Raw genomic sequence first — 25,973 nt, 5'->3', positions numbered from 1 at the left:
GTGGGTCTACCTCTTCCCCGGGCGCCACGTCTGTCCGCTGCGCCGCTCCAATTCCCTGTGTCTTAAAGACACTCTCCAGCCGCTTTCCGCAAGGGTCGCTGCGAGGCTTTCCGCTACGGCAACGGAGCGGTGTTGCCCCCCTGTACAGCCCAACCCAATCGTAAGATGCGATTTTCCCTCGGCCTCATAGGCGGGCAAAAGCATCAAAAGCAGGTCCTCAACCTTCGCACGGAACGGTAAATAATGCGTGTCTTTCGCGATATACGCGGCAACTTCTTGCGACTGGCCCGTTTTTTCCCGCAAATCTGGTGCCCAGTGCGGATTGCGCAAAAAACGCACATCAAACGCTAAATCGAGGCCGAGAGGCAACCCACGCTTATAGCTGAAACTTTGAACCGACACCGCAAGCCGCGTCGCCGCCGAGACCGCGAATATGCGATCCACCTCTGCGCGCAACTCGTGGATATTAAGCTGACTGGTATCAATAAAATGATCGGCCTGCTCTTTGAGCGGCTCTAGCAAGAGCATTTCTTGCGCAATGCCACCCTCTGTGTCCTGACCATCCGCAGCGGGATGCCGCCGCCGCGTTTCGGAATAGCGACGCAACAGAATATTTGGCGCGCAATCAACATAGAGCACATTCAGATCAACCGCTGGGTTTGCCCGAAGCTTTGTGATCAGATCGGTAAACCGCTGGACACTGAAATCTCGGTTGCGCGTATCGACCCCAAGCGCCAGAGGCCGACCCGTTGATGGTCCATTCAAAACGCGCCCCACCAGCGACAACGGCAGGTTATCAATCACCTCATATGCAAGGTCCTCAAGGGCAGCAATCGCAGTGGATCGCCCCGCGCCAGCAGGGCCGGTCACGAAAACAACAGGGGTTGGGTCTGGTGCCACGTCGGTCATTAAGCTCGCAGTATTATTGCTTGATAGAAGGATAGCGGTAACAGATCCCGAAGCAAATGAAACGGTGCCGCGGATAAACCGCTAGCAGCGCAGGGTCCGCCCCCCATGGCGCAACAACAATACGGCTTTGGCCGCCAGCCCAGTAACGTGAGACGCGCGATAGATCGGAACCTCACACTCATCAAAGATCACAGCTTCTTCAGGGGGGAAGCGCGGAGCGGCATTCTCTCCCAGCACAAGGCAGCACGTCAGTTTTGCAGAGCGTTTCAAAGGGATTGGGAGAAGACCGAACCCGCGCATCTCTAACTGCTCGGGCGCATTTTCTGGCGGCATGCATAGCAAGTTTCTGCGCGAATTCAGTTTGATTTCCACGGCATCATCACACACCAACGCACATCCCAAGGCGATCATCTCAGCCGCGAGCGTGCTTTTCCCAGCGCCACTTTTACCAAGGATCAAAAGCCCGTGATCCCCGTGTGCGACACAGGTGGCATGGGCACGCCAATGCCCCTGACCCCGCACCGCGCAAAAACTATCCGCTTGGATCAAAGTCACTTAAATCGGCAAGCCAACCACGAACCGCGCGCCTAGCGGCTCGGACGTGAGGTCCAAATCGGTGGGGCGAATATTCTCAGCCCAAATCACACCACCATGTGCCTCAACAATCTGCTTCGAGATGGCCAAACCAAGCCCCGAGTGATTGCCAAACTGTTGCTGCGGTCGCTCAGAATAGAACCGGTTGAACACCTTCGTCAAAGCCTGTTCAGGAATGCCGGGCCCCGTGTCTTCGACCACGATCAGCACGCGGTTGTCACGCTGACGCGCCCAAATTCGCACCGCATCACCAGCATCACAAAACGACAGCGCATTGGTGATCAAGTTCACGAAAACCTGAGCGAGTCGCGCCTCAAGCCCCATGATCACGATTGGCTCTTTGGGTAGGTCCGCGATGAAATCAATATCACGCGCGCTTGCTTCCTCAGAGTGGTAGAGCGTCAGATTATTGAGCATCTTGATGAGGTTGAAGGGCTCTTCTTCTTCCTTCACCAGCTCACTGTCCAGCCGCGACGCATTTGAGATGTCGGACACGAGCCGATCAAGACGCCGGACATCGTGGTCAATCACATCCAGAAGCGTGCTGCGCTGATCCTCTGTCTTGGCCAAACGCATCGTGCCCACCGCAGAGCGGAGAGAGGCCAGCGGGTTCTTGATTTCATGCGCCACGTCGGCCGCAAATTGTTCGTTGCTATCGATCCGGTCATAGAGCGCGGACACCATGCCCCTTAGCGCCCCCGACAGCCGTCCGATTTCATCGGGGCGCGCAGTGAGATCTGGAATGCGCACCCGATTGGGGCTCATCTTGCGGGCATTTTTGTCCCGCCCAAGTTCGGCCGCCGCTGATAAATCCGACAAGGGATTAGCAATGGTTGAGGCGAGCAGAAGGCTCAGCCCAATCGAAACCATCAAGGCAATCACAAACATCTGCAGCACTTGTTCCCGCTGCGCGCGGGCTAGGGCGTCAATCTCTCCCGCGCGGCTTGTCACGGCAATTGAGCCCAGTGCAACGGCATCTTTGCCGATGGGCGTGGCCACAGTATAGACAGTGCCGGTCTCAATCTCGCGGCCGCGGATGAGCGTCTCACCCTGGCCAATCTCACGTACCATTTCCAGCGCGACTTGGGATGTGGGCGTGCTGATCACTGGGGCCTGCTCGGCCGACATTACACCCGCAACGCTGTCCCACACCCAGTTGAGCAGGTTGGTAATGACATTGGTCCGATCAGTGGTTGTTTGCAGCCCCCGGACGGTCCCTGCGGGCTGCGCATCAGCGGTCGTTTCAGCCACAAGCCTTTGACGGTCGTCAAACACATGCACCTCGACCCCGGCTGGTAAGTCGATAGCGGCCAGCACCTCCGTCACGTCAACGTCCGCGAGGGACGCAAGCGACCCACTGGCAACACCCGGTAAGGACGCCTCAAAGATGTCGGCAATCAACTGCGCCTCAACCACCAAAGCCTTTTCGCGCTGCGTAACAAGGCTATCGCGCGAAGGGCTTAGAAACAGAACCCCAGCCACAAGCACTAAAATCGCCAACATGTTGAAAACGATGATCTTGCGCGCAAGCGGTGATCGGTTGAGTGAAATCATCCCACGACGTTCGCGCGCCGAAACCAATTCGCTTTCTAAAGCACCAGTGGGGCGGTCCCAGTCTTCACCAAGAACCACCTCACTTTCAGGCCTGCGTCCGCGCGAAGCGGTTTGCATAATGGCGTCCGCCGTCATTCTTCGTTGTATCGGTACCCAATGCCGTACAGCGTCTCAATCGCGGAGAACTCGGCATCAGCCATGCGCATTTTCTTCCGCAACCGCTTGATATGGCTGTCGATTGTTCGATCATCGACATAGACCTGATCGTCATAAGCCACGTCCATCAGTTGATCCCTGCTTTTAACAAATCCGGGACGCGTGGCCAATGCTTGTAACAGCAAAAACTCGGTTACGGTTAGGGTTACGTCGTTGCCCTTCCACTTCACTGCGTGACGCAGCGGGTCCATGACCAGATCACCACGCACAAGCGCCTGTGTTTCCTCTGGCGTATCGGTTTCATCGGAGGCAATCGCCTCCTGACGGCGCAAAATGGCGCGAATACGCTCGACAAGCAGGCGTTGCGAAAACGGTTTGCGCACATAATCGTCCGCCCCCATCCGCAGACCCAAAACCTCATCGATTTCGTCATCTTTGGAGGTTAAAAAGATTACCGGGACAGAGCTTTTCTGACGCAAACGCTGCAACAGATCCATGCCATCCATACGGGGCATCTTTATGTCCAACACAGCAAGTTCCGGCATCCGGCGCATAAATGCATCCAAAGCCGATTGGCCATCATTATATGTTTCGACCTCAAAACCCTCTGCCTCCAGAGTCATCGAGACTGACGTGAGAATATTTCGATCGTCATCGACCAGAGCAATCCGCGACATGTGCAATGTTCCTTATTTTGCCCAATTTGCCTAAATTTTTGCTTACTGTCCGACTTTCACTAGAGAGAATCAACAAAAAACGAATCAGCCGCGGTGATCCTGCCCCGTACAAGGCCTGATCGAAGTTAATAGCCCCATAATTTGCGCTAACAGCGGCAATTTGGTTGCGCTAACTGCGCGCTTGCGTCCTGTTCAAGCCAAAATACGTCATGATATAGCCACGGAACGTAGTCGCATTGGCTGCTGTTTGTATTTCGACCTAGAGCGGGACAACACCCGCGGGAGCAAGATCATGATCATCGGACGCGTTAACCCAGCGCACACGCTGGAAACCCAAGGCATTTCCGGGCTCGGGTCGGTCTATTACAACTTGCTTGAACCGGCGATCATCCAGCAGGCGATTGAACGCGGCGAAGGAACACTCGGCAAGGGTGGCGCGTTCATGACGACCACTGGCAAATACACCGGTCGTTCGCCCAAAGATAAGCACGTGGTGAAAACCCCAGACGTCGTTGATACGATCTGGTGGGACAACAACGCCGCGATGTCGCCCGAAGGGTTCGACGCGCTCTACGAAGACATGCTCGCCCACATGAAAGGTCGCGATTATTTCGTACAAGACCTGTTTGGCGGCGCGGACCCAGCCCACCGCTTGGACGTTCGGATGGTGACCGAGCTTGCATGGCACAACCTGTTCATCCGCCACCTTCTGCGCCGCCCTGAGCCCGCAGAGCTGGAAACATTCGCCCCCGAATTCACGGTCATCAACTGCCCCACGTTCAAGGCCGACCCAGAGCGTCACAACTGCCGCTCCGACACGGTCATCGCCATGAACTTTGAGCGTAAGCTGATCCTGATCGGCGGCACCGAATACGCCGGTGAAAACAAGAAATCGATCTTTACGCTGCTCAACTACCTGCTGCCAGCCAAGGGCATCATGCCCATGCACTGCTCGGCCAACCACGCCATCGACAACCCAGTCGATTCGGCCGTGTTCTTTGGCCTCTCGGGCACCGGCAAGACCACTCTTTCGGCTGATCCCGGTCGCACCCTGATCGGTGATGATGAACACGGCTGGTCCGAGCGCGGCATCTTCAACTTCGAGGGCGGCTGCTACGCCAAAACGATCAACCTGCGCCGCGAAGCCGAGCCTGAAATCTACGACACGACGTCTAAGTTCGGCACCGTGATCGAAAACATGGTGTTCGACCCGAACACCTTTGACCTCGACTTTGATGATGACAGCCTGACCGCCAACATGCGCTGCGCCTACCCGCTGGAGTATATTTCCAACGCGTCGGACACCGCACTTGGTGGCCACCCCAAAAACATCATCATGCTGACCTGCGATGCGTTTGGCGTCCTGCCTCCCATCGCGCGGCTCACGCCAGCGCAGGCTATGTACCACTTCCTGTCGGGCTTCACCTCCAAGGTCGCGGGCACCGAGCGTGGCGTGACCGAGCCTGAGCCAACGTTCTCGACTTGCTTTGGCGCACCTTTCATGCCCCGTCGCCCCGAAGTTTACGGTGACCTCCTGCGCAGCAAAATCGCCGAAAACGGCTCCACCTGCTGGCTGGTCAACACCGGCTGGACCGGTGGCGCCTATGGCACAGGTTCGCGGATGCCAATCAAGGCCACACGCGCGCTGCTGACGGCTGCGTTGAACGGTAATCTCGGCGATTGCGAATTCCGCCGCGACCCCAACTTTGGCTTCGACGTTCCCGTCGCATGCCAAGGCGTCGACGACAGCCTGCTTGATCCACGGACAACATGGTCCGACCCCGCAGCCTACGACGCACAGGCCGCGAAACTGGTTTCCATGTTCTCAGACAACTTTGCGCAATACGTCCCGTTCATCGACGAAGACGTCAAAGCCTGCGCGATCGGCTAATCATGTGCTGAGGCGGGCATCCCCGCCTCACGCCAAGCCTTTGCGGATCAGGTTCGCACCGGCCACCAGCAAGACAATCAAGATTGCCCGCCTAAACGCGACCGCGGGCAATCGGTCTTGCACCGCAAAGCCAACCCACATCCCCAACATGCTTGGTATCAACAGCGCGGCTGAAAATGGCGCGGTATCAAGATTGAGAATGCCGGATTTCAAATGCGCCACAAGCAGCATGAATGATCCAAGCCCATAGATCACGCCCTGCACCACACCCTGCTGCGCACGCGGCACGTCCGTCGCCAGCAGGTACAATACGGTGGTCGATCCCCAGTTGCCCGTAAGCCCGCCCATCGTGCCCGAAATTAGGCCCGCAATCCATTCGGTCCACCACCGATGCCGCTGCGCGATATGGAACGACACCCCCGCCAGCTGAATCACCGACAGCACGACCACCGGAATACCAAGCACCAGTGAGAAAACCTGTGGGGACAACGACGTGACCAACTGCGCCGCGAGCAAGATCATGACACATACCACGATCAAATAGCGCCAAAACTGCCGCGCCGCAGCAACCGCAGGCCCAACACCGGCTCGCAAGGTTTGCGTTACATTCGCCGCCACAATCGGCAAAATAATTCCGGCCAATGCCAGCTGCGGATCCAAAAATGTCGATAGCCCAGAAATCATGATCAAGGGCAGCGCAAATCCCACCACCCCTTTGACAAAACCGCCAAAAAACGTGATCGCGACAGCAAGAGCAAAGGCCCCCAGCGACATAAATTCCATGATGCGTGTCCCTGTTTTAGCTGCACTCAATGCAGTCTTGTGCTATCGTCACGGCAACCTACCTTCCAATGGATCAACGGACACCCAAAAATCCGCTGAGACATTTTAGTTCGCCATAGATTGCATATGCAGAATTTTCTTGCGCTGCACTTGCACAGTCGGTACGAAGACCCGACAAATTGATGCTAGGAGACGACCATGCCCCGTGACGCCGCCGAGAGCCACATCGAAACATCCGCCATTCTGCCAAACCTGCTTGCACTTACGGGTGATTCCGTCGCCGCAGCAGAGGCCCTATTGGCCCGCGCCAAGGCGCTGATTACTGTCCAAGTTACCGACAATGATCGCATCTCAGGCCGCTTGATCGAAGAAAACCAGACCGCGACCCATGGCTTTGCTTGGTTGGCAACATACGTCGAATCGCTGCGTCAGATGCAGGGCTGGGCCGAGCGGATGGCCGCAGACGGCACCTTCAACGAGATGAACCAACTGATCCACCAGATCGCCTTTGGCGAGTACCTGTGGCAGATGTACGGCGGCATCCCGATGAACCAGGGCGAAATGTTGCGCCCCCAAGACATTGGCCTCTCGCAAGAGGATCAAGCGGTGCTGATGACGCCTGCGGTCCAAATGCTCACACAGAACGGCAACACCCAAAACGCGCGGACCCGCCTTGTTGAGCTGATGCAAGAGGGTCAAGCTGAGGCGATGTTCGGCACCTCCGGCCTTGATGAAGAGCTGGAAATGATCCGTGAGCAGTTCTTCCGCTACTCCAAGGAAAAGGTCGAACCCTTTGCCCACGAATGGCACCTCAAGGATGAGCTGATCCCGATGGAAATCATCGAGGAACTGGCAGAAATGGGTGTCTTTGGCCTGACGATCCCCGAAGAATACGGCGGATTTGGCCTGTCCAAGGCATCCATGTGCGTCGTTTCCGAGGAACTGTCGCGCGGCTACATCGGCGTCGGCTCGCTGGGCACGCGCTCGGAGATCGCGGCCGAGTTGATCCTTGCAGGCGGCACCGAAGAGCAGAAACAAAGCTGGCTGCCACGCTTGGCCTCTGCCGAAATCCTGCCCACCGCAGTGTTCACTGAGCCAAACACCGGTTCCGACCTTGGCAGCCTGCGCACCCGCGCCGTCAAGGATGAGAACGGCGATTACCAAATCACCGGCAACAAAACCTGGATCACCCACGCGACCCGCACGCAGGTTATGACGCTGCTGGCCCGGACCGATCCCGACACGACCAACTACAAAGGTCTGTCGATGTTCCTTGCGGAAAAAACCCCAGGCACGGACGAAAACCCGTTTCCCACTGAGGGCATGACCGGTGGTGAAATCGAAGTGCTCGGCTACCGCGGCATGAAAGAATACGAGCTGGGTTTCGATAACTTCCACGTGAAGGGCGAAAACCTGCTTGGCGGAGAAGAGGGCAAGGGCTTCAAACAGCTCATGGAAACCTTCGAAAGCGCACGCATCCAGACCGCAGCTCGCGCCGTTGGTGTTGCGCAGTGCGCCCTCGACATCGCAATGCAATACGCGATCGATCGTAAGCAGTTCGGCAAGTCGCTGATCGAGTTCCCCCGCGTTTCGGGCAAGCTTGCGATGATGGCTGTTGAGATCATGATCGCGCGCCAGCTGACCTACTTCTCGGCCCGCGAAAAGGATGAAGGCCGTCGCTGCGACCTAGAGGCAGGCATGGCCAAACTGCTTGGCGCCCGCGTGGCGTGGGCAGCAGCCGACAACGGCCTGCAAATCCATGGCGGCAACGGCTTTGCGCTGGAATACAAAATCTCGCGCGTGTTGTGCGATGCCCGCATCCTCAACATCTTTGAGGGTGCTGCGGAAATCCAAGCCCAGGTGATTGCCCGCCGCTTGCTTGGCTAAACCGCCTCTTTTCTGAGCAGATCAAAACCCCCGGCGCTATTCCCTAGCGTCGGGGGTTGCTTTTTTCGCCCCTCCGCCACAGCTGTTAGGTCACGAGGGAGATCACCATGACAGATACGCGCCCTATCCTGCTCACTGGCGTCAGTGGGTTCATTGCCAAACGCATTGCCTATGACCTTTTGCAAAAAGGCTACCATGTGCGCGGGTCTCTGCGCAGCATGGACCGCGCGGATGAAGTGCGCGCCGCCGTCCAAGACCCCGGCGATGGGCGCCTCACCTTTGTTGAGCTGGACCTGACCCGCGATGCAGGTTGGGATGCTGCTGTCACCGGTTGTCAGGCAGTCCTGCACACCGCATCCCCCTTTCCCCTAGCCTCACCCAAGAATGAAGAGGACCTGATCCGTCCTGCGGTAGACGGCACGCGCCGCGCGCTCAAGGCCGCGCGCATGGCAGGCGTGAACCGCGTCGTGCTGACATCGTCCATGGTGGCGATCCTCTATGCAGAGCGGCCTGCGGGCTACGCAGCCACCGCCGCCGATTGGACCGATGTCACCCACAAAAGCGCCTCAGCGTACATCAAATCCAAAACCCTCGCGGAACAAGCGGCATGGGATTTCGTGAAACGAAACCCAGAGCTGCAGCTGACAACCGTGAACCCCGGCCTAGTGTGCGGCACGCCAATGGATAACCGCTTTGGCACCTCGCTTGAACTGATCCAGCGGGTCATGTCTGGCAAGGACCCGATGCTGCCAGATATTCCAATTCCCGTCGTGGATATTGAGGATGTCTCGGCCCTGCACATAATGGCGCTGGAACGCCCAGACACGATTGGCCAACGCATCATGGCCACGGATGACGTGCTGCGGATGCCTGCGATTGGCGCTTTGTTAGCCGCGACTTACCCAAAGCGAAAGATCGCAACCAAACCGGCACCGCGGTTTTTGCTCAAGGCGCTCGCGATGTTCGACACGTCGCTCAAAACTGCGATGCCCCAAGTGGGCCTGCCGATGCAGATCGACACACGCGCCACCACCGAAGGGCTGGGCTACCGCTTTGTGCCCTCGGACACAGCGATCCAACGCTCTGCTGAGGCCGTGATCAGCGGCGCTTAGTCCGTCTTCCCTCGGGGCGGCGCAGGGGGTATAGCCGCGTCATGGCTCAAAATCCTCCCTCGCTTCGGCCCGACCTCGCCCCCAAGCCCACCTTGCCCACGGACGCCCGCCCGGGGCAGCCACGCATTGGCATGGTCTCTCTTGGATGTCCCAAGGCGCTGGTGGACAGTGAACGTATCCTGACGCGCCTGCGGGCCGAGGGCTACGCGATCTCACCCGATTATGCTGGCGCTGAGGCCGTGATCGTCAACACCTGCGGGTTTCTCGACAGTGCCAAGGCCGAAAGCCTTGAAGCCATCGGAGAGGCACTGGACGCCAATGGCCGCGTCATTGTCACGGGCTGTTTGGGCGCAGAGCCTGAGTATATCACCGGCGCGCATCCCAAAGTTCTCGCGGTGACCGGGCCCCAACAATACGAGCAAGTGCTGGACGCCGTGCACGCCGCCATGCCGCCTAGCCCCGATCCGTTCGTGGACCTTCTGCCCGCTACCGGCGTCAGCCTCACGCCGCGCCACTACAGCTACCTCAAGATCTCTGAGGGCTGTAACCACACCTGCAAATTCTGCATCATCCCGGACATGCGCGGCAAACTCAGCAGCCGCCCCCATGCCGCCATCCTGCGCGAAGCCGAACGTCTGGTCGATGCAGGCGTGCGCGAACTGCTCGTGATCTCGCAGGATACTTCTGCCTACGGCACGGACGTCAAAAGGCGCGATGCCAAACACCCGATCATCCCTCTGGCGCGCGATCTGGGCGAATTGGGCGCATGGGTGCGGATGCACTATGTCTATCCCTACCCCTTCGTAAAAGACCTGATCCCGCTCATGGCAGAGGGGCTGGTGCTGCCTTATCTGGACGTGCCGTTCCAACACGCCCACCCCGATACACTCAAACGCATGGCGCGCCCAGCGGCTGCGGAAAAAACGCTCGACCGGATCCGCGAATGGCGCGATATCTGTCCCGACATTACCCTGCGGTCCACGTTTATCGTCGGCTACCCCGGCGAAACCGAGGCCGAGTTCCAAACGCTTTTGGATTGGCTGGATGAGGCGCAATTGGATCGCGTCGGCTGTTTTCAATACGAGAACGTCGATGGCGCGCGGTCAAACGCCCTGCCCGATCATGTCGCCCCCGAGCTGAAACAAGAACGCTGGGAACGCTTCATGGAGAAATCCCAAGCGATTTCTGAGGCAAAGCTGGCCGCCAAAGTCGGCACCCGGATTGAGGTGATCGTCGATTCCGTCGACGAGGAGGGCGCGACCTGCCGCACCAAATCCGACGCACCCGAGATCGACGGGAACCTGTTCATCGACGAAGGGTTCGAAGGACTGACCCCCGGCATGATCGTCGAGGTCGATGTTGATGAGGCCGGTGAATACGATCTTTGGGGGCAAGTCGCCGCACAATCGTGAGGGCCTACGCCTCAGCCAACCACATCCTGACCGCGTCCTGCACATGCCGGAAGCGGTCGCCCCCCAAATGCTTGCCGCCGTACCAGCGCGTGACGACAACAACGGTGTCGTACAGGCCCTCACGCTCCAGCATCCGACAGATCACAAGACCCGCGCCGCTTTCGCCGTCGTCATTCTTGACCGGCCCGCTTTCCAGCAAAAGCCCCCAAGTATTATGCGTGGCGCGCGCAAATTTCTTGTTCCGGCACAGCGCTTTGACAAAGGCTTTCGCCTCTTCTGGCGATGCCGCGGGCCCGCCCGCAACCGCATAGCGCGAGCCGCGATCAGAAATCACGTTCTCCATGATCCTCACGCGAACAGCCCCACTAGGATCACAACCCACGCAAGCCCTACGGCAATCCCCGCGAGAGATGCCGCACAGGACCCAATGTCCTTTGCCTCCCCCGCCAAGGGATGCTGCTCCAATGAGATATAATCCACCACACGTTCAATCGCGGTATTGAGCAGTTCAATCACCAACACAAACGTCCCGCCCATCACGATGATGGCCACCTCAACCGTGCTAAGCGGCAGGATCAATGCCGCAAGCACCGAGATGCCGTGCATCAATGCCCAAGCCCGCAAGGCTGTTTCGCTTTTCCAAGCAACCCTCCAGCCAGCCCAGCTCCACGCTGATTTCTGTCGTAGTTCTTTTAGGGTGGCGCGCATCCGGGTCTTCTCCAAGCTTCACGCCTTGAGACCAGAAACACACGACGATGAAAAGAGGACTAAGGCTCAGCCTTCGCCGCAGCGGGTGGAAGCTTGATCCACTCAAACACCTCCGCGTTCATGCACGCAGACGGCACGCTCTGGGCACCCCATTCGGATTTGCCAAGCCAACACTCACACTGCTGCACCCAATCGCATCCGCGACACCGATGCACCACATCAGCCCATTCCTCCGCACTTAGACGGCCATCCGCATAGGCCTGCACAAGGTCAGCACCGCTGGCCTTGGCCATAGTGACAGCCAGCCAATAGTGGCGATTCAATGTGCCCAAAGGGGTCAGGTGATGTGTCATCGCAACGATCCTTTCGTTGGATCAAGGATCGCATGAAACAACCCTTCGCGCTTTGCGCAGGATCAAAGACGGCCCTCACATGCGCGAAACCGCACGCAGCGCATCCCAGCGGCTTTCGTTGTTGCAGGTCTCGGGCACCTCGCCCGCGTCCAGCGCCTTGGTGCAGCCGCCTACATCCCCGCATCCACGGCAGCGCAAAAGCATATCGCTGGTGTCCCCCGCCGACAGGGTCCCCTTGGCTTCTTCGGCACGCAAATCAAATCCCTGCGCCTCCGCCATGCGGTTCATAAGGTCTTGATGAAGTCTCGGATCGCCCAAAGCCATGATGCACCCTTTCTCGATGACGTCAGACAAGGGGTAAGGGCTGCGCGAAATCCCGGCTTTGACCTATATCAAGGCCCCAAATCAGAGCCCCGCCGCAACCCGGCGCACCGTCGCCACACGCGCGGCATTGGGCGGGTGGGTTCCCAAGAACCGATCACCGGGGTCCGGGATCCGCGCAAAGAACGCAGCCCCCCGCAACGGGTCGAACCCCGCGTCATGGGTGATCACTGTGCCCAGCGCATCGGCCTCTAACTCATGTTCTTTGGAAAATCCCCGCGCCCCAACCGTGGCCCCAGCGCGTGATAGCTGGTCCACCACCGCAGAGTTTGCACCGGTGATCGCGCCCACAAGGCTGCCCAAAATCGCACCCCCAACGGCGGCTTGCCGTTGCTCGGCCAAGTGTTCTTCTATGTGGTGGGCGGCTTCATGGCCCATAACAAAAGCGATCTCATCAATATTGCGCGCGTCCGCAATCAATGCCTGCGCAAACGTCAAAAGCGGGCGCCCCTCGGGGCTGAGAGATTGAAACGCGTTCTTGGGGGCGTTGGGGTTTGGGTCTACCCGGAACAGAAAATCACAATTCAGCCCGCGCGTCTGCGCACGGCAGGTCCGCTCCGCCACGGGTTCTAGGCGGATGCGCGCGGCGTTGTAGTTGCGCATGGCTTGCGCCGCACTGACCGGAGCACCCGCCTGCGGCAAGGGGGCCGCATTGACAGGGGGCGGCGCGGACGTCGGCTCCACGCAGGCCGATAGGAACAGAAGCGACAGACCTGCGACACACGTTCTCAACATTGCGGCTCTCCTTTTCGACGCGGTCGCGCGCCCTACTTGTGACCAAAGATATAGGAATTTACCGTGCAAGACAAAAGCCATACCGACACGCGAGTGCTGTACAACGCCCAGTGCCCCGTCTGCTCGTTTGAGATCAACCACTACGACGCCTACAGCAAGGCGCAGAACCTGCCGATCCGGTTTGACGATCTGAATGCGGATGTTCTGGCCGAATGGGACATGGACGCTGACACTGCGGCCAAGCGTTTACATGTTCTACACAATGGTCAACTGATCGCAGGTATCCCCGCGTTCCTGGTTCTGTGGCAAGAGATGCCGCGCTACCGCCTATTGGGGCGGATCGTGGGCCTGCCCGGTATCCGGCACGCGGCGATTGCGGCCTATGACTATGTCCTCGCGCCCGCGATTTACGCTTGGCACAAACGCCGCCAGAACCGCGCGGTTGCCAAAGGCTGATCTCGCGGGCAGTGTAAGTTCATGTTTTCCATTGAGCACACTTTCGACGCATCGGTTATCACCCTCGTGGATGAAGGCGCGGGCCATTTGACCGAAGACATCACGATCAATGCCTTTGAGGATTGCGTCACCATTGAACAGGTCGACCCCACCACGGACATTGTACGGCGGATCACACTCTCCCTGTCACAGGTGCAGGATCTGGCCGCCGCATTGGACCTGCCCGAAGGGGTCTATCGGCTCAAACAGGCTGAGGCTGAATAGGGCACGCGCATGACGGTTGGTTTCTTTCACGATGAGCGGTGCCTGTGGCACTCTGGCGGGAATTACGCGGGCATGTTGCCCGTGGGCGGCTTGGTCCAGCCCATGGTCGGGGGGCTGCCAGAGAACCCCGAAACAAAACGCCGCTTTGTGAACCTGATGCAAGTGACGGGCTTGGCGCGTGAGCTAACCTGGTCCACTGCCCCCGTCGCCAGCACTGAGGACCTGCTGCGCGTCCACCCCCAAAGCTATCTGACGGCCTTCAAGGAGATGTCGGAGGCCGGTGGCGGTGAATTGGGCCTGCGTACACCCTTTGGCCCCGACGGCTACGACATCGCAGCCCTTTCGGCCGGGTTGACCACAGCCGCTGTCCAACAGGTGCTGCGCGGTGAATTGGACCAAGCCTACGCGCTGTCCCGTCCGCCCGGTCACCATTGCCTGCCGGACTTTCCCAACGGGTTTTGCCTGATGGCCAACATCGCCATCGCGGTTGAGGCTGCGTTACACCACAAACTGGCCGGGCGCATTGCCGTGCTGGATTGGGATGTGCACCACGGCAATGGCACAGAGGCGATCTTTTATGATCGGCCTGATGTCCTGACGATCTCGGTTCATCAGGAACGGAACTATCCCAGCGACACTGGCGGGTTTGAGGCGCGCGGCTCTGGCTTGGGTGAGGGGGCGAACCTCAACATTCCGCTGCCCCCCGGCGCGGGCCACAATGTATACATTAAATCCATGGAGCAAATCGTCCTGCCGGCGCTGCGCGATTTCCAACCGGACCTGATTGTTGTCGCCTGTGGATTTGATGCCGCGATGATTGACCCGCTCAGCCGGATGATGGCCCGGGCCGAGACCTTTCGCGCGATGACCGCGATGGTGCAGGAGGCCGCGCGCGATCTGTGCGGCGGCAAATTGGTGCTAAGCCATGAGGGCGGCTATTCCGAGGTCTATGTCCCCTTCTGTGGTCACGCCGTGATGGAGCAACTCACGGGCAGTACAATCACCGCACCCGACCCGTTTGAAGAACGCTTCCGCGACCGTCAGCCCAGCGCGCGTTTTGATCAATTCGCCTTTGGGCTGCTAGATGAAATGGCGCAGGCGCTTTAACCCACGCGACCCGCGCCAAACGAAACCGCCGCGGCGCAGCAATGTGTTTGACTTCGCATAGTCCACTGCGGCACCTTACCCGCGACCACAGTGAGGATCTCCTTCTTATGAATAAAGTATATGGCAGTGCGGCGGAGGCTCTTGATGGGCTTTTGCACGACGGCATGTTTATCGCGGCTGGCGGCTTTGGCCTGTGCGGTATCCCTGAGTTGCTCTTGGACGCGATCAAGGACGCAGGCACGCAAAACCTGACCTTCGCCTCGAACAACGCAGGCGTGGATGATTTCGGCATCGGGATTTTGCTGCAAACGCGCCAAGTTAAAAAGATGATCTCATCCTATGTGGGTGAGAACGCGGAATTCATGCGCCAGTATCTGTCGGGTGAGTTGGAGCTGGAATTCAACCCCCAAGGTACCTTGGCCGAGCGGATGCGCGCAGGCGGTTGTGGCATCCCCGGCTTCTATACCAAGACCGGCGTGGGCACCGTGATTGCCGACGGCAAAGAGCACAAAGACTTTCCCACCGGGCCCGACGGCGCGAATGAGACGTATATCATGGAAAACGGCATCTTTGCCGATCTGTCCATCGTCAAGGCGTGGAAGGCCGACGCGACGGGCAACCTTGTGTTCCGCAAGACGGCTCGCAACTTTAACCCGCCCGCCGCGATGTGCGGCAAGGTCTGCATCGCAGAGGTTGAGGAAATCGTGCCCACCGGCTCGCTTGATCCCGATATGATCCACCTGCCGGGCATCTACGTGCACCGGATCGTTCAGGGCGATCACGAAAAACGTATTGAGCAACGCACTGTGAGTGAGGGTTAAGACTATGCCTTGGGATAGAAACCAAATGGCCGCCCGCGCGGCACAGGAACTGCAAGACGGCACCTATGTGAACCTTGGCATCGGTATCCCGACGCTGGTGTCCAACTACATCCCCGAGGGGGTTGAGGTCACGCTGCAATCGGAAAACGGGATGCTTGGCATGGGGCCCTTCCCCACAGAGGACAACATCGACGCGGACCTGATCAACGCAGGCAAGCAAACCATCACCGAGCTGCCGCAAACCGCGTATTTCGACAGCGCGCAGTCGTTCGGCATGATCCGTGGCGGCAAGATTGCGATGGCGATCCTTGGCGCGATGGAAGTTGCCGAAAACGGGGACCTTGCCAACTGGATGATCCCCGGCAAGCTGGTCAAAGGCATGGGCGGTGCGATGGATTTGGTGGCCGGTGTGGGCCGTGTGGTCGTGGTTATGGATCACGCCAACAAGCATGGGCAATCCAAGCTGCTAAAGGAATGCACCTTGCCCCTGACGGGTAAGGGCGTGGTTGATCGGATCATCACCAACCTAGGTGTGCTGGACGTTGTGGACGGTGGGCTGAAGCTGGTTGAGCTGGCCGATGGCGTCAGCGAGGACGAGCTGCGCAGCCTGACAGAAGCTACTCTGGTCAACTAAGCCTGTCGCGCGGCCTTAGTTGCCGCGCGCAAGGTCTGCAAAATTGAAAACGCACCCGTCCGAGGGCAACTCGGGCGGTGTCATGCAAAGATTGCGCGCCACGTTCCACGCGGCCAACACTTTGGGCACATAGGCGCGGGTTTCTGCGAAAGGGGGCACGCCGTCATGTTCCCGCACGGCGCCCTCACCCGCGTTGTAGCCTGCAAGGGCCAGCAACACGTCGCCGTCAAATTCCTGCATCAACCAATCAAGGTAAGCCACGCCGCCTGCGATATTCTGGCTGCCGATCTTGCTGTCTTCAACGCCAAAGCGCGCGGCGGTGGCCGGGATCAGCTGCATCAGGCCTTGCGCCCCTGCCGGGCTGACCGCGTCCGTGCGCCCCGCGCTTTCAACCGCGATGACAGCAAGCGCGAGGGCGGGCGACACACGGGTGCCCACCGATTGCATCAGCAATGCGGGCCCATGGTCTGTCGCGATCTTGGCCAACAACTGAAGGGACGGCGCCGCGATGCCCGACCCTTTGGGCGCGTTGGTCACATGGATCGTGGCCTCGGTGAACCGCCCCGCCTGCCCGTGGTCCCGCCACGGTGGGATCACATCCCAAAACCACGGCTGTAGGTTTCCTGTCGGCGCGGATGGCAACACTGGCGCCGCAATCGGTGCGGTGGCGGGCGGCGCGGCAACGATGGTCGGCGTGATTTGGATGTTGATCCGGTTGGTCGCGTCCGAAGCCGGGGGCGTGACGGTCTTGAATGTCCACTCGCTGGCCCAGCCGAGTTGCGGGGCCAAGATCAGCCCCAAACAAATAATCAAACGTTTCATAAAGCTGCTCGTCCCTGATTTTAGCGTCAATAGACGCGGGATCTTGGGGCAGAGCGTGCCACACACGGGCCGGTTTGACCAATGCGATAAGTATGTTTCACCCCAATATCAGTGCAAAACCGCAACAATCGGGCCATTTTTGCGCGATTAGACCGCATTTTCAGAAAAATGATCACAGCTTGCCACGATTGTGCCTTATTTCGCCGCACCTATTAAGGAATGGCGCGGCCAGACGGGTCACCAAAGATCCGCGATTTATCCCGACGCCTGAGGCAGAGCAATGAAAGAGGCATATGATGATGAAAGCATTTCTTATTGATGATTCCGGCGCGATGGCGCTTGATTGGCTCGTTTTGACAGCCGCCCTCTTGGGACTTGGACTTGCCATTTCGGCCGTCGTTTCGTCCGGGGTCGATCATTTATCGGCACAAGCCATGACGGGCGCCGCCACCCAGAGCGTTGTTTTATTTAAATAAAAATGATGTGGCCGCCTGTATTTTGGCGGCCCTGTCCCGTGTGAATGCCTAAAATTAACACCTAATTTATCGTTAATATGTCTAAAGCCCGCCCTAAAGCCGCCCCGTTCCATCGGCAAAACTGACTTATCGAACGGCGCAAGCGCCACGATTTAAAAAAACGAGCTACACCAAGGAATATCAAAATGCTGAAAAACTTTATTGCAAGTGAATCTGGCGCCGTAACCGTTGACTGGGTTGTTCTGACAGCCGCTCTCGTGGGTTTGGGTCTTGCGGTTATGACTGTTGTGTCGTCCGGCGTTGAACAGCTTTCGACCGACATCGACGAAGAGCTGTCCACAATGGGCACGCAATCCTACACCTTCCTCGGCTTTACCGGCGGTTCGGGTGGCTAAGCCCCCAACCTATGACCTTGTGGCCTCGCCTATGTTAGGGCGGGGCTACCACGATAGCTAAAATTCGATAAAAAGGCGGTTAGAACTCTAGGTTTTTAGGGTTTTTTCGGCCCAATTCGCGCCGCATTGCGGGTGCCTTATGCCCTCATCCGACGAGCACAGATCAGCTCTGGATGAACGAAACTGAGCATAAGGAACGAGCACATGCTTCTGCACGCAATCAAGACATTCACGAACGACGAAGACGGCGCTGTCACGGTTGACTGGGTTGTTCTGACAGCGGCCCTTGTGGGCCTGGGTCTGGCCGTCATGGTCGTGGTCAAGGACGGGATTTCCGATCTGGCCGGCGACATCGACACCGAGTTGAAGAAAGACCACACCACATTCACAATCGATCTCTCTGGTTCGGGCTCCGGCTCGGGCGGCTAACGCCCTATGTACCAACCGACACTATCACAAACCGCGCGGGGGCCTTCCGCGCGGTTTTTCGTATTTCGGAGCAGGCCCATGGAAACAATAAGCAAATTTTCGGAGATTTCCCCACCAACGCCGCTTCAATTCCCCGCCCGGACCATCCTTTCGCCCAATTTCAGGCGCAGAAAACCATCATGAGGCTCCCGCATGCCGTTCAATGGGTAGGTGCGTCGGGACCCCGCATGGATGAGGCAATGGCCCGGGGGGTCAGTTAGGACAGACACCATGAGACTCGTATTTGGATTGGTTCTCATAATCGGCGTGGGGCTTGCTGGATTTGCGGTCTACTTCGCCAAAGATCGGTTTGATCAATACCAATTGGCCTTGGCACAGCAAAAGGCCGCGATCATTCCTTTGACCGAAGTCTTTGTGACCAAACGCCAGCTGCGGTACGGTCAACAACTGACGCCCGATGATGTGCAGGCCGTGAAATGGCCCGCTGACGCGCTGCCACCCGGTGCTTTTACCGAGCTTGCGCAGATTTTTCCCGATGAAAACAAAGAGCCCCGCACAGTGCTGCGCGTGATGGAACGCGGTGAGCCGCTTTTGATCATGAAGGTCACTGGCCCCGGTGAAGACGCGGGCGTTGCTGCGCGGTTGAGCAAGGGGATGCGGGCCTTTGCCCTGCGTGTGGATGTGATGTCCGGTGTGTCGGGTTTCCTGCGCCCCGGCGACAGGGTCGATGTTTATTGGACAGGCACCGGGGCCGAGGGTCAGGGCATCACCCGGTTAATCCACGCCAACCTGCAACTGATCGCGGTGGACCAAGTCACGGATGAAGAACGCAATAACCCGATCCTTGCCCAATCCGTAACCGTGGAAACCACCCCCGACGTGGTGGCGAAACTGGCCCAAGCGCAGGCAACCGGCCGCCTGACACTCGCGCTGGTGGGTGTGACGGATGATGTTGCCAGTGCTGAAGTTTCGGCCGACGCCAGCTCAATCGTGGGGGAACGCGCGATCGCTCCGGTGGCGGAAGCCAAGCGCACCTGCTCCATCCGGGAGCGCCGCGGTAAGGAAGTGGTCGTGATCCCCTCTCCCTGCCCCGAGTGACGGGGGTCTAAGTCTAGGTGATTTCTGCCCAGCGCGCCCAAAATCTTGTGGCGCGCTGTTGCTGTTTGACCGGGATTGTTGCCCTTTTGCATGAAGTACGGACGTTAACAGCTTGATTCTTGCAATAAACCCCCACTTAGCGCATGGTCGCGGCTAATATGGGCACAGACCCACTTTTAGAGCAGCGGTGATCAGAGAGGCGAGATCACATGAAATTCAGACATGTTTTAACTGCGGGGCTTTTGGGCCTTGCATTCTTAGTCGGTCAGGGCGCGCCAACATCGGCTGAAACCCTCAGCATCATGCGCGGCACCGCACAGGCGCCCCTGAAGGTGCCGTTGAACCGCGCAATCGTTCTGGAAAGCGACACGGTCTTTGCCGAATTGTCGGTTGCGAACCCCGCAATTGCCGACATCGCGACCCTGTCAGAGCGGACCATTTATGTCCTGGGCCGTGCGCCCGGGCGTACAACGCTGACCCTTTTGGGTGCTGACGGCCGTTTGATCAGCAACGTTGAGGTGCAGGTCACCCCTGATGTGGGTGAGCTAAAGGAACGCCTGTCCGAGCTGTTGCCCGGTGAACCGATTTCGGTGCGCACTGCGAATGATGGAATTGTCCTTGCCGGGACGGTGTCCTCTTCGGCGCGCGTTTCTCGTGCCCTTGATATCGCCAACCGCTACGCACCTGATCGGGTCCTGAACCTGATGGTTGTCGGCGGCACGCAGCAGGTCATGCTCAAGGTCCGCTTTGCCGAAATGCAGCGGTCAGTGTCGAAAAGCCTGTCATCATCGCTGGGGATCACGTCGATCAACCCCGACATTTCGTCCTCTACGGCCACGGGCACTGCAACGTTGAACTCGGGCACCACGCCCGGCAGCGCTGCTTCCGTCAGCCAAGTGCCGAACAACGAAAATGCGGGCGGTATCGCCGTGGCATTTGGGGCAGGCGCTGTTCAATTCTCGATCCTGCTGGAAGCGCTTGAGGACAAAGGCGTCGTCCGCACATTGGCTGAACCCAACCTCACCGCCCTCAGCGGTCAGGACGCACGGTTCCTTGCGGGCGGTGAAATCCCCCTCCCCGTTGCGAATGAACGCGGCGGCGTGTCAGCCGACTATCGCCCGTTTGGCATCGACATGTCGTTCACACCAACGGTTGTGGATGGCGACATCATCAACCTCGTGCTGAACGCCAGCGTGTCCAGCATCGACAGCGCCAATGGCACAACGATCAACAACGCATTCGTGCCCGCATTCCGGACCCGCGAAACATCCACCACGGTGGAACTGCGCGACGGTCAAAGCTTTGCGATTGCGGGCCTGTTGGAGGACGATTTCCAAGACAACGCATCACAGGTGCCTTGGCTTGGTGACATCCCCGTTCTGGGCACCCTGTTCCGTAGCGCCGAATTCCAGCGCTCGCAGTCGGAGTTGGTTGTGATCGTGACAGCCCATCTTGTGACGCCCACAACCGGCGAAGCACTGGCGCTGCCCACGGACCGCATCCGGCCCCCAACCGAGCGTGAGCTGTTCTTGTTCGGGCAGGTAGGCAACACCGGCACATCGTCCAACACACGTGTTTCGACGCAATCTGGCTCTGATGAAGTGGCGAACCAAGACTTCAGCGGATCCTACGGCTACGTATTGGAGTAAGTGATCATGGCAACTTCCAAGCATTACTCACGTCGCGGGTTGATCATGATGGCTGGCACCAGCGGGCTGTTGGCCGCGTGCGGACAGGTGTCATTGGACCAAGTCGCAGGCGCGGACATCGACGAGGGAGCCTTCGGCAACCCGACGTTCAACAACCATCTCGCCCAAACTGGCCGCGTCAACGCACGCATCAGTCTTGCCCGCAAATTCGCGGAATCGGTGCCCACGACTGTTAACTTTGCATTCGACAGCGCGGTTATCGACGCGGAGGCCCAGCAGGCCATTCGCGCACAGGCTGATTTCATGCGTCAGTTCCCAGAGGTCAAATTCTCAGTCTATGGGCATACGGATGCGGTGGGGGGTGAGGCCTCCAACCTGCGCCTTGGGCGTCGCCGGGCCCGCGCCGTTGTCAGTGCGCTTGGCCAATTCGGCATCTCGGCGCGCCGGCTTGAGGCGCTTGTCTCCTTTGGTGAGCGTCAATTGCTGGTCCAAACAGACGACCGTGAGCGGGCGAACCGCCGCACCGTGACCGAGGTTTCGGGCTTCATCGAAAGCGATCCTATGGTGTTGGATGGCCAATACGCCAACCTCATCAATCGCAACTACGTGGCATCACAAGTGCCATCTGAATAGGCCCCACGCAGCCTGTCCGACCGCGCCTGAATTGTGGCGCGGTCGTTGACACAGCGTGAACGATGACCACTCTAATACCACTTAGTTTCAGCTTTTCGGCCAAACTAATGCCCAGATTGCGGGTCAAACCAGTTCATGGGAACAGGTGCGTTTTGCACATGTGTACCCGGGGGACCGTTGGGGTCCCAGGATGTGAACTGGGTATTTTATTATGTCGAGCAACCTTGCCTTAACACCTGAACCAGCCGCGATTGTGGCCTGCACGGTTTCACGGGATGTCCAAGAATTTGACCTGCTGATTGAAGACATGGAAAGCGCGTTGGGCGAAAGTTGGGGTGACCTGACCTTCGAAGAAGCCCATGCCTTTTTGGAGCAGCCAGAAGCGCAGGAAATGGAATTTATCGCGGTGGCTGTTGATGCCGAGGATGAGGGCGACCTTGTCGAGGTTGGCACCATCATTCGCACCGCAAAAGCTGCCGGTATCAGGGTAATCCTGATCGCGGATGGGCTAAGCCCCACACTACTGCATGCGCTTTTACGCGACGGCGCGGACGATTTTGTGCCCTACCCCCTCCCCGAGAGCGCCTTGGCAGATGCCATTGCCCGGGTGCGCGCATCAACCGAGGCTGCCATGGCGGCCCCGCCACAAACAGAGCCGACTGGCAGTGCGCGCACGCAGCGGGGTTCTGGCGGGCGATCCGGGGCGGAGCCGGTGTTGTTCGCGGTGCACGGCATTGCAGGGGGCTGTGGGTCGACCACATTCGCCACCAACCTTGCGTGGGAATTGGCCAACATCAGCAGTGATCAGCCGCTTGATGTGTGCCTAATTGATCTGGACCTTCAGTTCGGCACGGTTGCCACTTATCTCGATCTGCCGCGCCGCGGTTTGATCTATGAAATCCTCGCGGACACGCAATCCATGGATGAGCAGGCCTTTCGCCAATCGCTGCTGCCGTTCAACGAAAAGATGCAGGTGTTCACCGCGCCCACGGACATTCTTCCGCTTGATTTGATCGGACCAGAGGACGTTGAGGCGTTGATCCGCCTCGCGAAGGAATGCTTTGACGTGGTGGTAGTCGATATGCCCAGCACGCTGGTGTCTTGGACCGAAACGGTGCTGCAAGAATCGGACATCTACTTTGCCAATGTTGAGTTGGAGCTGCGCTCTGCACAGAATGTCCTGCGGATGATCAAGGCGCTCCGCTCGGAGCATTTACCCCTCGAAAAGATCAAATGGGTTCTGAACCGGACGCCTAAGAAAACCGACAGCACGACCAAGGGCCGGATCAAGCGCCTCTCGGAGAGCCTTGGGGTCGAGTTTGGTTACATGATCCCGGATGGCGGACAGCAGGTGACCGATACCAATGACCACGGTGTCCCCCTGATGGAGGGTGCCCCCAAGAACCCGATGCGCAAGGAAATCCACGCCATGGCCGAGGTGCTCCATGCCGCCGCCATGGGTGATGCCGACAATCAAGCGAAACCCAAGAAGCGCTCCTTCTTTGGCTTCGGCTAACGAACTGTATGAGGTGGGTCGATGTTTTCACGTTACAAGAAACCACAGATGGACAAAGCCAAGCCCGTGGACGGAGTGCCCGGCGGGGCACCTGGTGCGGCGCGTGTGGTTGCAAAATCCGAACTGACAGGCACCGCTGCGCCCAAGTCCAAGCCCATTGCGCAAAGCGCGCAAGCAGATCCTGCCGTGGTCGAGGCCAATCCCCCGGTCAAGTCGCGGCCCGTCACCAAGACCGTGGCCGAGACACCATCCGACAAAGAACTTAAGCGGCGTCAGCGGCTCGAAGAGCTAAAGACTGAGATGCACCACAGGCTCTTGGACAACCTCAACCTAGCCGCCCTTGAGGGGGCCAATCCCAGCGATCTACGTTCAGAACTGGTCGCGATCTGTTCGGATGAGCTATCCGAGATGGGCGTTGTTCTGAACACCGAGGATCGTCAGACGCTGCACAAAGAGCTGTTTGACGAAATCACCGGCCTCGGCCCGCTAGAGCCGCTTTTGCGCGATGAGGACGTGAACGATATCCTCGTGAACGGCCCCCACAACATCTACGTGGAACGCGCGGGCAAACTGTCGAAATCCGAAATTCGGTTCAAGGATGAGGCGCATTTGCTGCGTATCATCGACAAGATCGTGTCCGCCGTGGGCCGACGCGTGGACGAATCGAACCCCTACGTTGATGCGCGCCTCAAAGATGGATCGCGTTTCAATGCCATGGTCCCTCCCGTGGCCGTGGATGGCTCGCTCGTCTCCATCCGGAAGTTCAAAAAGGAAAAGCTGGGTGTAGACGAGCTGGTCAACTTTGGAGCCTTCACCGAGGAAATGGCCGCCTACCTACAGGCCGCCGTCTCCACGCGGTTGAACGTGATCGTATCGGGCGGGACGGGTTCGGGTAAGACGACGACGCTGAACGCTTTGTCTTCTTTTATCGGTCAGGCTGAACGGGTGCTGACGATTGAGGATACGGCCGAATTGCAACTGCAACAGGACCACGTCGGCCGGATGGAAAGCCGCCCCCCCAACGTTGAGGGCAAAGGTGCGGTGACCCAGCGGGACTGTCTACGCAACGCCCTGCGCATGCGGCCCGACCGGATCATTGTGGGTGAGACCCGCGGCGAAGAGGTTATCGATATGTTGCAGGCCATGAACACCGGCCACGACGGGTCCATGACCACGATCCACGCCAACAACGCCCGCGACGCGATTTCGCGGTTGGAAAACATGGTCGCGATGGCCGGGATTGAGATGCCGCTTAAGGCGGTGCGCGCCCAGATTGCCTCGGCTGTGAACCTGATTGTGCAGGCTTCCCGCCTACAGGATGGATCCCGCCGGATGGTTTCAATCACCGAAGTGACCGGCATGGAGGGAGAGGTCATCACCCTGCAAGAGGTCTTTCGCTACGAGCGTTTGGGCCTAGAGCCGGACGGCACGATTATCGGGCGCTTCACCGCCACGGGCATTCGGTCACACTTTGCCGACCGCTTCCGCCAGTGGGGCTATGACCTGCCCGCATCCATCTATGAACCCGCGATCGACTAAGGGGTATACGCCATGGAAATCTCTATTGAGCCACTCATTTACATCGGCATTTTCGTCGGGATCGTCTTCTTGGTTGAGGGCATCTATCTGCTGTTCTTTGGCAAGAGCATCTCTCTTAACGCGCGGGTGAACCGCCGCCTAGAGATGCTGGAAAAGGGATCGACCCGCGAAGAGGTGATGGAGCATCTTCGCAAAGAGCAAGAGCAGCATTCGACCGCGCGCAACATCCCGTTTTATTCGCTCATCGCCGAGAAGGCCCGTAAGGGGAACATCGCCTTTGCCCCCGAGATGTTGATGGCCGTGATGGCCGGGCTGTGCGTGGTCGCTTTCCTCGCGCTGACGCTGTTTACGGGCGCGGGGTTTGCGGTGCGGCTGTTGGTGTCGATCGTCTTTGGCATTGGTGCGGTCTATTTCTGGATCAACAAAAAGGCCAAGCAGCGCCTATCGATGATGGAAGAGCAATTGCCCGACGCCGTGGACCTGATGGTGCGCAGCTTGCGCGTGGGACACCCGTTGAATTCCGCGATCAACATTGTCTCCAAGGAGGTGCCGGACCCGCTGGGCACCGAGTTCGGTTTTATCTCGGATGAGGCAGCCTATGGGCGCGATGTGTCCGAGGCGCTTCGCGGTCTGGCCGAACGCGCGGGCCTGCAAGACATGCGGTTTTTGGCTGTGGCCGTGGCTATTCAGCAAAAATCGGGTGGTAACCTCGCCGAGATTTTGAACGGTCTGTCGAAAGTGATCCGCGCCCGGTTCAAACTGTTCCGCCGGGTCAAGGCCATCACCGCCGAGGCGCGTTGGTCCGGCGTGTTCCTGTCGATCTTTCCGGTGCTCGCGCTGATCGGGATCAACGTGGCGCAACCGGATTACTACGCCGACGTAAAGGACAGCACGATGTTCATTCCGGCGGCTGTTGTTGTCCTCGTCTTTCTGATCGTCAACGTGTTCTTCATGCGTATGATGGTCAATATTAAGGTTTAAG

Annotated in this window: 29 protein-coding genes; 18 read left to right on the top strand and 11 right to left on the bottom strand. The window is 58.7% G+C overall.

Annotated elements, in window-relative coordinates:
- Nucleotides 1–6: 6 nt before the first annotated feature.
- The 4 genes from rapZ to PM04_RS14040 all read right to left on the bottom strand — a co-directional run bounded on the left by rapZ (nucleotide 7) and on the right by PM04_RS14040 (nucleotide 3,890).
- Nucleotides 7–909 carry an RNase adapter RapZ gene (gene rapZ, locus PM04_RS14055; RefSeq protein WP_038008001.1) on the bottom strand — a complete coding sequence of 301 codons (903 nt, stop codon included), beginning with the start codon at nucleotides 907–909 and terminating at the stop codon, nucleotides 7–9.
- A gap of 81 nt (nucleotides 910–990) precedes the next feature.
- Entirely contained in the window at nucleotides 991–1,464 is a 474-nt protein-coding gene (locus tag PM04_RS17440) for an HPr kinase/phosphorylase (RefSeq protein ID WP_052068314.1), read from the bottom strand.
- Nucleotides 1,465–3,192 carry a sensor histidine kinase gene (locus PM04_RS14045; protein ID WP_052068315.1) on the bottom strand — a complete coding sequence of 576 codons (1,728 nt, stop codon included), beginning with the start codon at nucleotides 3,190–3,192 and terminating at the stop codon, nucleotides 1,465–1,467.
- A complete protein-coding gene (locus PM04_RS14040) occupies nucleotides 3,189–3,890 on the bottom strand; it encodes a response regulator transcription factor (RefSeq protein WP_038007999.1) in 702 nt (233 codons plus the stop codon). The genes PM04_RS14045 and PM04_RS14040 overlap by 4 nt, the downstream gene beginning before the upstream one ends.
- 292 nt (nucleotides 3,891–4,182) lie before the next feature.
- On the opposite strand from PM04_RS14040, the gene PM04_RS14035 reads away from it, so the two are divergent.
- Nucleotides 4,183–5,781 (top strand): phosphoenolpyruvate carboxykinase, encoded by a 1,599-nt coding sequence (locus PM04_RS14035; protein WP_038007989.1) that lies wholly within the window; start codon nucleotides 4,183–4,185, stop codon nucleotides 5,779–5,781.
- 27 nt (nucleotides 5,782–5,808) lie between these two features.
- Here the strand turns inward: PM04_RS14035 and PM04_RS14030 are convergent, their stop codons facing one another.
- Nucleotides 5,809–6,564, bottom strand: coding sequence for a sulfite exporter TauE/SafE family protein (locus PM04_RS14030; protein ID WP_052068316.1), 756 nt, complete (start codon nucleotides 6,562–6,564; stop codon nucleotides 5,809–5,811).
- 198 nt (nucleotides 6,565–6,762) lie between these two features.
- On the opposite strand from PM04_RS14030, the gene PM04_RS14025 reads away from it, so the two are divergent.
- The 3 genes from PM04_RS14025 (at nucleotide 6,763) to rimO (ending at nucleotide 10,975) form a co-directional block, all read left to right on the top strand.
- On the top strand, nucleotides 6,763–8,451 hold the full coding sequence (locus PM04_RS14025) for an acyl-CoA dehydrogenase family protein (protein WP_038007986.1): 1,689 nt from the start codon (nucleotides 6,763–6,765) through the stop codon (nucleotides 8,449–8,451).
- Between the two features lie 107 nt (nucleotides 8,452–8,558).
- Nucleotides 8,559–9,563 carry an NAD-dependent epimerase/dehydratase family protein gene (locus tag PM04_RS14020; protein ID WP_038007984.1) on the top strand — a complete coding sequence of 335 codons (1,005 nt, stop codon included), beginning with the start codon at nucleotides 8,559–8,561 and terminating at the stop codon, nucleotides 9,561–9,563.
- Nucleotides 9,564–9,604: 41 nt separating this feature from the next.
- Entirely contained in the window at nucleotides 9,605–10,975 is a 1,371-nt protein-coding gene (gene rimO / locus PM04_RS14015; RefSeq protein WP_038007982.1) for a 30S ribosomal protein S12 methylthiotransferase RimO, read from the top strand.
- A gap of 4 nt (nucleotides 10,976–10,979) precedes the next feature.
- Here rimO and PM04_RS14010 read toward each other — a convergent pair whose 3' ends face one another.
- The 5 genes from PM04_RS14010 to PM04_RS13990 all read right to left on the bottom strand — a co-directional run bounded on the left by PM04_RS14010 (nucleotide 10,980) and on the right by PM04_RS13990 (nucleotide 13,152).
- Nucleotides 10,980–11,318 (bottom strand): YigZ family protein, encoded by a 339-nt coding sequence (locus tag PM04_RS14010; RefSeq protein ID WP_369793317.1) that lies wholly within the window; start codon nucleotides 11,316–11,318, stop codon nucleotides 10,980–10,982.
- A gap of 5 nt (nucleotides 11,319–11,323) precedes the next feature.
- A complete protein-coding gene (locus tag PM04_RS14005) occupies nucleotides 11,324–11,683 on the bottom strand; it encodes a diacylglycerol kinase (protein WP_038007977.1) in 360 nt (119 codons plus the stop codon).
- A 59-nt stretch (nucleotides 11,684–11,742) separates the two neighbouring features.
- Complete coding sequence (locus tag PM04_RS14000) at nucleotides 11,743–12,036, bottom strand: DUF6455 family protein (RefSeq protein WP_052068317.1); 294 nt, start codon at nucleotides 12,034–12,036, stop codon at nucleotides 11,743–11,745.
- 75 nt (nucleotides 12,037–12,111) lie between these two features.
- Nucleotides 12,112–12,360 carry a DUF6455 family protein gene (locus tag PM04_RS13995; protein WP_052068318.1) on the bottom strand — a complete coding sequence of 83 codons (249 nt, stop codon included), beginning with the start codon at nucleotides 12,358–12,360 and terminating at the stop codon, nucleotides 12,112–12,114.
- An 81-nt stretch (nucleotides 12,361–12,441) separates the two neighbouring features.
- On the bottom strand, nucleotides 12,442–13,152 hold the full coding sequence (locus tag PM04_RS13990) for a M48 family metalloprotease (RefSeq protein ID WP_038007975.1): 711 nt from the start codon (nucleotides 13,150–13,152) through the stop codon (nucleotides 12,442–12,444).
- Between the two features lie 63 nt (nucleotides 13,153–13,215).
- Here PM04_RS13990 and PM04_RS13985 point away from each other — a divergent pair, with 63 nt between their 5' ends.
- From PM04_RS13985 to PM04_RS13965, 5 genes are all read left to right on the top strand, one after another.
- Nucleotides 13,216–13,608, top strand: coding sequence for a thiol-disulfide oxidoreductase DCC family protein (locus tag PM04_RS13985; protein ID WP_038007972.1), 393 nt, complete (start codon nucleotides 13,216–13,218; stop codon nucleotides 13,606–13,608).
- A 21-nt stretch (nucleotides 13,609–13,629) separates the two neighbouring features.
- The gene (locus PM04_RS13980) at nucleotides 13,630–13,872 is read left to right on the top strand and encodes a hypothetical protein (RefSeq protein WP_038007969.1); all 243 of its coding nucleotides are present in this window, start codon (nucleotides 13,630–13,632) and stop codon (nucleotides 13,870–13,872) included.
- 9 nt (nucleotides 13,873–13,881) lie between these two features.
- Nucleotides 13,882–14,979, top strand: a complete 1,098-nt coding sequence (locus tag PM04_RS13975; RefSeq protein ID WP_038007967.1) for a class II histone deacetylase — start codon at nucleotides 13,882–13,884, stop codon at nucleotides 14,977–14,979.
- Nucleotides 14,980–15,086: 107 nt separating this feature from the next.
- Nucleotides 15,087–15,800, top strand: a complete 714-nt coding sequence (locus PM04_RS13970; protein WP_038007966.1) for a CoA transferase subunit A — start codon at nucleotides 15,087–15,089, stop codon at nucleotides 15,798–15,800.
- A gap of 4 nt (nucleotides 15,801–15,804) precedes the next feature.
- A complete protein-coding gene (locus tag PM04_RS13965) occupies nucleotides 15,805–16,434 on the top strand; it encodes a CoA transferase subunit B (protein WP_038007965.1) in 630 nt (209 codons plus the stop codon).
- Nucleotides 16,435–16,449: 15 nt separating this feature from the next.
- Here the strand turns inward: PM04_RS13965 and PM04_RS13960 are convergent, their stop codons facing one another.
- Nucleotides 16,450–17,256 (bottom strand): lytic transglycosylase domain-containing protein, encoded by an 807-nt coding sequence (locus tag PM04_RS13960; protein ID WP_038007963.1) that lies wholly within the window; start codon nucleotides 17,254–17,256, stop codon nucleotides 16,450–16,452.
- A gap of 293 nt (nucleotides 17,257–17,549) precedes the next feature.
- Here PM04_RS13960 and PM04_RS13955 point away from each other — a divergent pair, with 293 nt between their 5' ends.
- From PM04_RS13955 to PM04_RS13915, 9 genes are all read left to right on the top strand, one after another.
- The gene (locus PM04_RS13955; RefSeq protein ID WP_038009527.1) at nucleotides 17,550–17,732 is read left to right on the top strand and encodes a hypothetical protein; all 183 of its coding nucleotides are present in this window, start codon (nucleotides 17,550–17,552) and stop codon (nucleotides 17,730–17,732) included.
- 185 nt (nucleotides 17,733–17,917) lie between these two features.
- Nucleotides 17,918–18,127, top strand: a complete 210-nt coding sequence (locus PM04_RS13950) for a hypothetical protein (protein WP_038007961.1) — start codon at nucleotides 17,918–17,920, stop codon at nucleotides 18,125–18,127.
- 204 nt (nucleotides 18,128–18,331) lie between these two features.
- Entirely contained in the window at nucleotides 18,332–18,556 is a 225-nt protein-coding gene (locus tag PM04_RS13945) for a Flp family type IVb pilin (RefSeq protein WP_052068319.1), read from the top strand.
- Between the two features lie 270 nt (nucleotides 18,557–18,826).
- Nucleotides 18,827–19,654, top strand: coding sequence for a Flp pilus assembly protein CpaB (gene cpaB / locus PM04_RS13940; RefSeq protein ID WP_038007960.1), 828 nt, complete (start codon nucleotides 18,827–18,829; stop codon nucleotides 19,652–19,654).
- 209 nt (nucleotides 19,655–19,863) lie between these two features.
- A complete protein-coding gene (locus tag PM04_RS13935; RefSeq protein WP_038007959.1) occupies nucleotides 19,864–21,303 on the top strand; it encodes a type II and III secretion system protein family protein in 1,440 nt (479 codons plus the stop codon).
- Between the two features lie 6 nt (nucleotides 21,304–21,309).
- Nucleotides 21,310–21,936, top strand: a complete 627-nt coding sequence (locus tag PM04_RS13930) for an OmpA family protein (protein WP_038007957.1) — start codon at nucleotides 21,310–21,312, stop codon at nucleotides 21,934–21,936.
- 211 nt (nucleotides 21,937–22,147) lie between these two features.
- Nucleotides 22,148–23,452, top strand: a complete 1,305-nt coding sequence (locus PM04_RS13925) for an AAA family ATPase (protein ID WP_038007955.1) — start codon at nucleotides 22,148–22,150, stop codon at nucleotides 23,450–23,452.
- A gap of 21 nt (nucleotides 23,453–23,473) precedes the next feature.
- Complete coding sequence (locus PM04_RS13920; protein WP_038007953.1) at nucleotides 23,474–24,991, top strand: CpaF family protein; 1,518 nt, start codon at nucleotides 23,474–23,476, stop codon at nucleotides 24,989–24,991.
- 12 nt (nucleotides 24,992–25,003) lie between these two features.
- Nucleotides 25,004–25,972: a type II secretion system F family protein gene (locus tag PM04_RS13915; RefSeq protein ID WP_038007951.1), complete on the top strand. Its 969-nt coding sequence runs from the start codon at nucleotides 25,004–25,006 to the stop codon at nucleotides 25,970–25,972.
- The last annotated feature ends 1 nt before the right edge of the window (nucleotide 25,973 follow it).

This window comes from Thalassobacter sp. 16PALIMAR09, assembly GCF_000765485.1.
Classification (GTDB): domain Bacteria; phylum Pseudomonadota; class Alphaproteobacteria; order Rhodobacterales; family Rhodobacteraceae; genus Thalassobacter; species Thalassobacter stenotrophicus.
The sequence above is the reverse complement of the archived record's forward strand: the minus strand, read 5'-3'. Positions and strand labels throughout refer to the sequence as shown.